General features: G+C 49.3%; 6 protein-coding genes. All 6 read right to left on the bottom strand.

What is annotated here, in order from left to right; genetic code table 11:
* Nucleotides 1-1,864 (bottom strand): HsdR family type I site-specific deoxyribonuclease (locus tag R2940_18695; GenBank protein MEZ4601825.1); only part of this gene is annotated, 1,864 nt, incomplete at its 3' end.
* Nucleotides 1,865-1,880: 16 nt separating this feature from the next.
* Nucleotides 1,881-2,525 carry a hypothetical protein gene (locus tag R2940_18690; protein ID MEZ4601824.1) on the bottom strand — a complete coding sequence of 215 codons (645 nt, stop codon included), beginning with the start codon at nucleotides 2,523-2,525 and terminating at the stop codon, nucleotides 1,881-1,883.
* Nucleotides 2,526-2,544: 19 nt separating this feature from the next.
* On the bottom strand, nucleotides 2,545-3,654 hold the full coding sequence (locus R2940_18685; GenBank protein ID MEZ4601823.1) for a nucleotidyltransferase: 1,110 nt from the start codon (nucleotides 3,652-3,654) through the stop codon (nucleotides 2,545-2,547).
* A complete protein-coding gene (locus R2940_18680; GenBank protein ID MEZ4601822.1) occupies nucleotides 3,651-4,823 on the bottom strand; it encodes an SAVED domain-containing protein in 1,173 nt (390 codons plus the stop codon). Before R2940_18680 ends, R2940_18685 begins: the two co-directional genes overlap by 4 nt.
* Complete coding sequence (locus tag R2940_18675) at nucleotides 4,820-6,388, bottom strand: nucleotidyltransferase (GenBank protein ID MEZ4601821.1); 1,569 nt, start codon at nucleotides 6,386-6,388, stop codon at nucleotides 4,820-4,822. Before R2940_18675 ends, R2940_18680 begins: the two co-directional genes overlap by 4 nt.
* Nucleotides 6,381-7,319, bottom strand: coding sequence for a CBASS cGAMP-activated phospholipase (locus R2940_18670; GenBank protein MEZ4601820.1), 939 nt, complete (start codon nucleotides 7,317-7,319; stop codon nucleotides 6,381-6,383). The genes R2940_18675 and R2940_18670 overlap by 8 nt, the downstream gene beginning before the upstream one ends.
* Nucleotide 7,320 lies beyond the last annotated feature (1 nt).

The raw sequence follows: 7,320 nt of genomic DNA, 5'->3' as shown, positions 1-7,320 counted from the left end.
CCGTTGTTTCATCATCGGTCTCTTCATAGCCTTCGCGCATATCCGGCGGCGAGATAACAACCTCGGAACTGACAATGCCAATTTCATTCAGGTACGCATTGTACTTGAGCGCAGATGCTTTATTCGGGGCCACCAGCTGGGCCTTGAATCCTGTTCCCTGCCAGTTGGAGCGGAAGTGCTCGCTGATGTCAAAAGCTCTCATATAGATGACCTGATCGGCTTTGTTCAGCATTTCTGCTCGAGCATATTTCCGTTTCAGGTCCGCCTGCTGCTCTTTGGTCAAGCCCTGTGTGTGGCGCTCAAACCACAGATCAACAGCCGCCTGATTTTGTGTCATCTCCACATGCCGCCCCTCATACAGAAGCGGAACCACCGCGCCATCTTCAACGGCCTGTGTGATGGAATAATGGGGCTCCACCAGTTCACCGAATTTGGTAAAGTTGTTCTTTTCCTTCTTGAGCAGTGGCGTGCCGGTAAATCCCAAATAACAGGCATGGGGAAACATCTGTCTCATCCGAGCGGAAAAGGAACCGAACTGGGTACGGTGGCTCTCATCCACCAGAATGAAAATGTCGGCTGATTCATCCTGATATTTCTTTACCGCATATGCCTTATCGAACTTGTGAATGAGGGTTGTGATGATCCCTGATTTTTTTTCAGCAACCAGCTCCAGCAGGTTTCTGCCTGATGTTGCCCGGTTCGCTTCAAGACCGCAGGCCGCAAAGGTGTTCCCAAGCTGCTTGTCGAGGTCGTCACGGTCTGTCACAAGAACAATTCGCGGATTCAAAATTTCGGGATCTAAGGCCAGGTTACGGGCCAACATCACCATGGTCAGTGACTTTCCAGATCCCTGAGTGTGCCAGATCACACCGCCTTTACGTGAATTGGTACTATCAAAGTGCTTAACCCGGTTCAGGGTAGACTTGATGACGAAATACTGCTGATAGCGGGCAACCTTTTTGATCCCCCCGTCAAACACCGTAAACTTCCACGCCAATTCCAAGAGCCTTTCCGGACGGCAAAGTGAGAACAGAGATTTATCCTGCTCGGTCACCAGTCTGGTGCCGGTAAATGCTTCCGGCTTAACCTCAAAGGTAGATGAAATTCTGGCAACAACATCCTCGGCAAGTGGTTGGTTGACGACTGCTGCCAGCTTTTCAAACTCGCGCTCACCGTTATCCATCTGAGGCTCTTTCCATACACCCCAGAATTTTGCAGCGGTTCCCGTTGTTGCGTACATGGCGCTGTTTTTATTCAGTGCCAGCACCATCTGACTGTAAATGAAGAGTTTCGGGATATAGTCATCATTCTGATTTCTGATCGACTGCGAAACGGCTTGTTCCACTTCAATCTGCGGCGCTTTACACTCAATCACGCAAAACGGAATACCATTAACGAAAAGAACGATGTCCGGACGGGCAGTCTCTGTACTTCTGGAACGTTCAACACTGTATTCGACCGTCACATGAAACTTGTTGCGACCGGGATTACGCCAGTCGATATAGTTCATGTTGAAACTTTTTGAGTCGCCCTCAATGGTCTGCTCCATGGCCGTCCCCAGGGTGATCAAATCGTAAATAGCCTCGTTGGTCTTCAGCAGGCCGTCGTATTTAATGTTTTTCAACTTTTGAATGGCTGACTGCACATTCTCCTCGCTGAAGAGATACTCACTGCCTTTGTAACGAATGCGGTTTATCTCTTTGAGCTGGTTGCGAAGAATACTTTCCAGCAAAACATTGGATGTTCTATCCTGCCTTTCGCGGAGTGCTTCTGCAGGTGTCAAAAATTCAAATCCCAAGCCAATCAAAAGCTGCAAAGCCGGGATTTGAGAAAGATGCTTTTCATTTATCTGAAAGTTACTCATATAATCCTCTCTTACTCTAAATTCGGTTCCAGTCATTCAAGGCATGTGCTTTGAACCATGACACAGGGGCCATTTTGCGAAACTCATTCAATTTATGGTGAAACGGGCAAGCCCCGAGTCTTTTCCCGCATCCGCAAGGACAGGGCTTTTTGTTAGCAAGCCGCTTTTTCAGTCCAAGCAAATGAATGGCTTGTGTTACCTGCTGCCTTTCTTTCAATCCCAGCATTACGGAATAATCGTCCACGATGCCTTGGTCGCCATGAGCCAACTCGCCAAATACAAAATCTCCACCGTGCATCAGCTTGTAAGAAACAGCATAGAGGTACGGTACGAGGCATTTATCGGCAAAGCCGGTCAGACTTGGGGAACTATGGACTTTTCTCAACAGCCTGAGCGGTGACCCCAGACAAAGGGTTCCGTCCGGATTGACATGAAAATTTCCGTCACGGGGAATCTTGCCACCAGTTTCTTTCACCTTTGGAAGAGCCTGCGGGAATTTGTCTGAAACAACGATTTCCAATTTGTAGGAATCATCTATTTCCTCACCGCCAAACTCGCTGGCCTTGAATCGAAATTTCCCACGCAGGCAAACGCCAGTCTCCGAGCATGGCGCTGTCGACATGCCGGGATAATCGCGCAGAAACTGGATCAAGCTATTCAATACCAACACTCCCATCCAGTTACCATTCCCACGGTCTAGCCGACTCATTCACCCGCAACGAAAACTTCTCTTCAATGTGTTCACAGAGAAATTCCGTATCAGTCGTGGATGTAATGTGCTGAAAATCCGTTCTTGCCTGCAAAAGCCAGGCATTGAAATGCTCTTCCAGACGCAAATGCAGACAATCAGGCCTGTACCAGCGGTCGGCAAAGTCCTCTTCAGGGTCAACGGGGTTGGGAACCCGTGGCCTTGTCTGGTTTACCAAACCTCCCATCTTTTCAAGCACATTGCCAAGTGCCGCAACAATATCGGTCTCGCCGTTATAGGCTCTGGCGGCCAGTGTCGTTATGATGATTGAAATAGGCTTGGAATCCGGGTTGTCCTTGCTCCAGTTGTCACGATGGCGCTTCAAAATCTGAACAACCCGCTGCAAAGGCGTTTTCTTTTTGAACAATGGAACATCATCCACCTGAGCCTTTTCCAGAAGAATTCTGGTCTGTTGTGGATTCATTCGGTATTCAAACCACTTGGCATATCCTTCAGGGTTACTGATGTTCCAGTCATCACATATATGCTTGTAGCCTTCGTGCCGGTCGTCCGTTATGGATATCGTGGTCTGGGATGCGGACCCGGCTACATACTCGTCCAATCCTGTTTTGCGGATAGACTCCAATATCGCTTTTCGCCGTTTTTCATCTGCTGGAATACACGGAACAATATCCATGTGAAAGCTGAGGTCATCCTGATACTCAAGACGCCAGCAGCGATGCTTCGGCTCCAGTTCATTCTTGATGCCCCGGGCCTTCCGATAGGCTTCCAGCTCAATACCAATCAGCTTTTTTAGGGTTTCCTGAGTATGGCTGTCCTTGCTGATTCCGTCCCGGAGCTTGCAGGCAAGATCAAGGTCGTATTCTTCACTTTCATCAAGTGGGCGTATCGCTGTGCCAAGGCGGAACGATCCCTGCGGGAAAATATGCGGATTGTTTCCCGATACGGCTGATTCATCGCGGTCAAACCACTCTCCGAGATCCTCATACCTTTTACGCGCTTTGTCATAGGCCGAATCAGGGAGCTCCAGCAATTTGACCATGTTGTCTATTACGACTCGTTTTTGTTCGTTGGTAATCATTGGCTGTCTCCTATTGTTATCGCTTTTATAAACTTCTTCTCTTTGTTGTTCTGGTCATAAATAATCCACGGCATATCCGCCTTCGGCATCCTTGCTCTTCCCATCTCGATGGAACAGGAGACAGCCATTGCCGGGAAAACGGAAAGTGGAGTAGTAGACCCATGTACATCCTTAATCAGAACCATGAGTTTTCGGATGATGCTCCGCATCATGGAAAGCTGTGCACTGTTACGGATATTATCGTTGCCGATGTGTTCTTCCGGCACAGTCAACTCCCATACAGAAACCTTTTCGCCCATGACCGTTCTGATTCGTTCGTGATTGATGATGTCGCTCAAAGAGATGACCAGTACCGGGGCTCCATCGACCTTTTCAGGCTTCCTGATGATGAACTCGAACCCCTCGGGGAATTCCTGCCAATGCCAGCCTTTAGGCTCCCTGATCGGCTGATAGGTATCCACGGAAATCTTGTCCGTGAAAATCGTCCCCAGTTGGATCAACAAAGGAATCGGGGCCAGAGAGAACAGCGAGAAATGCTTGGTCTGGTCACTTTCAATCAAAGGCAAAACCTTCTGATCAAAAACCCGGTTCAGATGAGCCGATTCCGATTCCCAGAACGCAGCCGTTTTGTCTTCATGGGAGCATGACATAGATAAGCAGACAGAGTTTTCCGATACCGGATAGCGCTCCGGAAACATCGCTTCCATGGCATCTTCCTGCTGAAGCGGCGACCGTTGCTCACCGATATTACTGCCGTAGAAAACCACGTGAGATTTTCTGTTGGCTGCAATGCCCGTAACCGTGACCACTCTGTGTTCATGCTCCTTTTTCCATTGCTGCAGCAGCGATCCGGAATACTTGGAACCATCTTTATCCTGATCAATGGTCTTGTGGCAGTCATGGCACATCAGCATCAGATTGCCCACGTCATTAAGGCACTGAGGGTTCTTTTTAAACGGTCCCCATCCACGTGGACCATCTTCAGAAAACGAATAAATGTGCGCCTTCTCTGAAATATTAACCCGCTCCTGAGTGACCGGAGACTTGTAGAGTATCCGATTGCACCCGTTGAACTGACACCGTCCGGCAGCCCGAGCCCAGAGCTCCCGTTCAACTTCCTTTTTGATGTAACGGGTGACTTCTTTTATGTTCTGTTTGCTCTTACTCATACAATCCTCACTACAAATTCGCCGCTACGTGCCACGCATACGCTGTTTTTCACAATGAAACATTCGACCCAGTGAATACCGGTGTACGAGGTAGATTCTTTTTGTGTCAGGCCGCCTACACCGGCGGTCTTTGACAGAACGATCTCACCCCGCAATTGTCTGGCATGTTCAGCTTCCTTCCCGGTATTAACGACCTGCCAGTAGACATGAAATGGCGCGGGGACATTGGTGCTGGCATTGAACAACAGGTCGAGGTGTTTGTTCAGCGGTTCACCGGAATTGAATCCTTGCCATGAACCATTTGCCTTATACCTGGCCGATATCTGTGCCGAATAACTCAAGCCGAGAGGCCAGTACGGCTTCTGCCGATGAGCAACGTTGAAAGACAATCCTCGAGGTTGAGCGACGGTTAAACTCTTGCTGTTGTTGGCCGGTGATACCAGTGACCGGGTGTAGTGTTCTTCATCAAGCCGCTCGGCGATATTGAGAAAATCGTCCTTGGCCCAAGCCACCCACTGAAAGAACGCCTTAGCCCGGGCATGAGGAACACCGTTCTCGTTTTCATGCCATTTGTCGGCAAAGTTCTCCCCATGATTGGTCGGGTTCGGGATATGCCATTTCCCATCTGCCGTTCTTGTGATCAGCGTGTAGGCAGACTCCGCCATTGCTTCATCAAACCGAAAAGTCGGCTGCATCTGATCAGCGTGACGGGACAAGGTGTCTATCAAATTTCTCAGCGTTTCATAAATGGTCGATTCATTCCGGTAGATCTTGGCTGCCAGCACGGTAATGACCATAGAGATCGGTTTGCATTTTTCGTTCTGCTGATTGCAGAAACGAATGTCTCTATGCCTTTTCAACAGCTGAATAGCCCGTTGCAGCGGCGTCTTCACATGAATATCCGGGACCGCATCCCGGGTAGTGAACAGTCCGTCCTGCCGGTAATTTTCAAAGAGGATCTGTTTCTGCGTCTGCTTTACATCCTCAAAGGCAGCCTTGTTTTTATCGTAAAACCACTCAGCAAAATCTTTAGGATTGCTGGGCGACCAGTCATAAGAGCCGGAGTCACCGCATCTGTCCGTCACGGCAATGGCACTGCGATACCAGTAATAGTCCCTGAAGGTGCTCCAGCTTTCCTGAACCGATGGCAGAATGTCCATGTGGAAACCAACGCCATCCTGCTCAGCGTAATTCAGGGTCCAACAGCGTTTGCCTTCGTCATCGAGCATCTTCACGTAAGTACCATGCTCTTTCAGGTGGTCTCCAACCTGATGCTTTACCGTTTTCGGGGTGATGGTTTCTTTTTCATGTTCCAAACGGCAGACAATATCGATGTCATAATTGGCGTCTTTGCTGTCTTTATAGGGCCGTATCTCTGTCCCGAGTTTGAAGGAGCCCTGTAGGTAAATTTCAGGCTCATCAGTTGCGCCATCGTATTCACCATCCAGTAGATAGGACTTCATGGAGTCGAAACGCTCCATGGCCTGTTTGTACTTCGATGGTGATATGTCCAGTTGCTCAGCCGCTTTTCGGAGGGCCTCTTCCCGCGTAACAATCCTATTCACCTGCAATCCCTCCATTTTGTATGAATGCCCTGATCGATTCCGATTCATGGGTAAACTTGTGATCCGCTTTGGAGATGAGGTCGTCCAGTATGGACACGTCATCCATCGGCAACGGCAGGTCGGATTCAAAATCAACCCGCTTAATCTGCCCGGGGCGGAGCATGAGATTCAGATAGTTCAGAGCACTTTGACTCTGTAGGGACAGAATTAAACTGATAAATTCCTTGTGTTTCCACCCATTGATCAAGCCCCATTTACGCGAGGCGTTTGTGCCGTACATAGTTTTCGAATGGCCGGTGCCAATTGACAGAATTTGTATATCATCCTGAGCAACCCCAAGCCGCTTCTGGGCGTCAATCGCCGCAGCCAGCGCAGGGTTGTTGGCCCAAAGCCCGCCATCTGCGAGGAGATATTCATTCAGTCGATGCGGATCGAAATAGGTTGGTGCCGAACAGGACGCCAATACCGCGTCTTTTACCAGCACGGCATTGTCACGAGTGAACTCCTTGGAGTAGCCAGACTTCAGAACGTGAACACAACCATTGCCGATATCGGTAGAGGGAAGCAGCAGCGGTTTTTCTATGTAACCCAGCCGCTTGTCCTGAAATACTTCTGTGAGCACATTTTCCAGATATTGGGCATCGTAGACACTGTCGAACATGGGTTGAACGCTTTTCCCGGGTAGGAAAAACCGCTTCTTACGGAAGATCCCAGTGCCATGCTCTTTGTACATCGCCACAATGTCAGCCGCAGGCACACCCGTGGCCACTCCGGCAGCGATGATGGAACCGGTGCTTGTTCCGGCAATCATGTCGAACGTGTCGAAAAGATTTATGTGATGGCGTTCCTCGATACACCGAAGAACATGGGCGGGATATATTCCTCTAATCCCGCCGCCATCAATGCTCAATATTCTGAAAGGCTTACCCATG

The sequence above is a fragment of the Syntrophotaleaceae bacterium genome, from assembly GCA_041390365.1.
Taxonomy (GTDB): Bacteria; Desulfobacterota; Desulfuromonadia; order Desulfuromonadales; family Syntrophotaleaceae; genus JAWKQB01.
Note: the sequence above shows the minus strand (reverse complement) of the source record. Positions and strands in the feature narration are given on the sequence as shown.

Coding starts and splice junctions, on each gene's coding strand:
- R2940_18685 (MEZ4601823.1), bottom strand. CDS start 3,654: ATGATTACCAACGAACAAAAACGAGTCGTAATAGACAACATGGTCAAA.
- R2940_18680 (MEZ4601822.1), bottom strand. CDS start 4,823: ATGAGTAAGAGCAAACAGAACATAAAAGAAGTCACCCGTTACATCAAA.
- R2940_18670 (MEZ4601820.1), bottom strand. CDS start 7,319: ATGGGTAAGCCTTTCAGAATATTGAGCATTGATGGCGGCGGGATTAGA.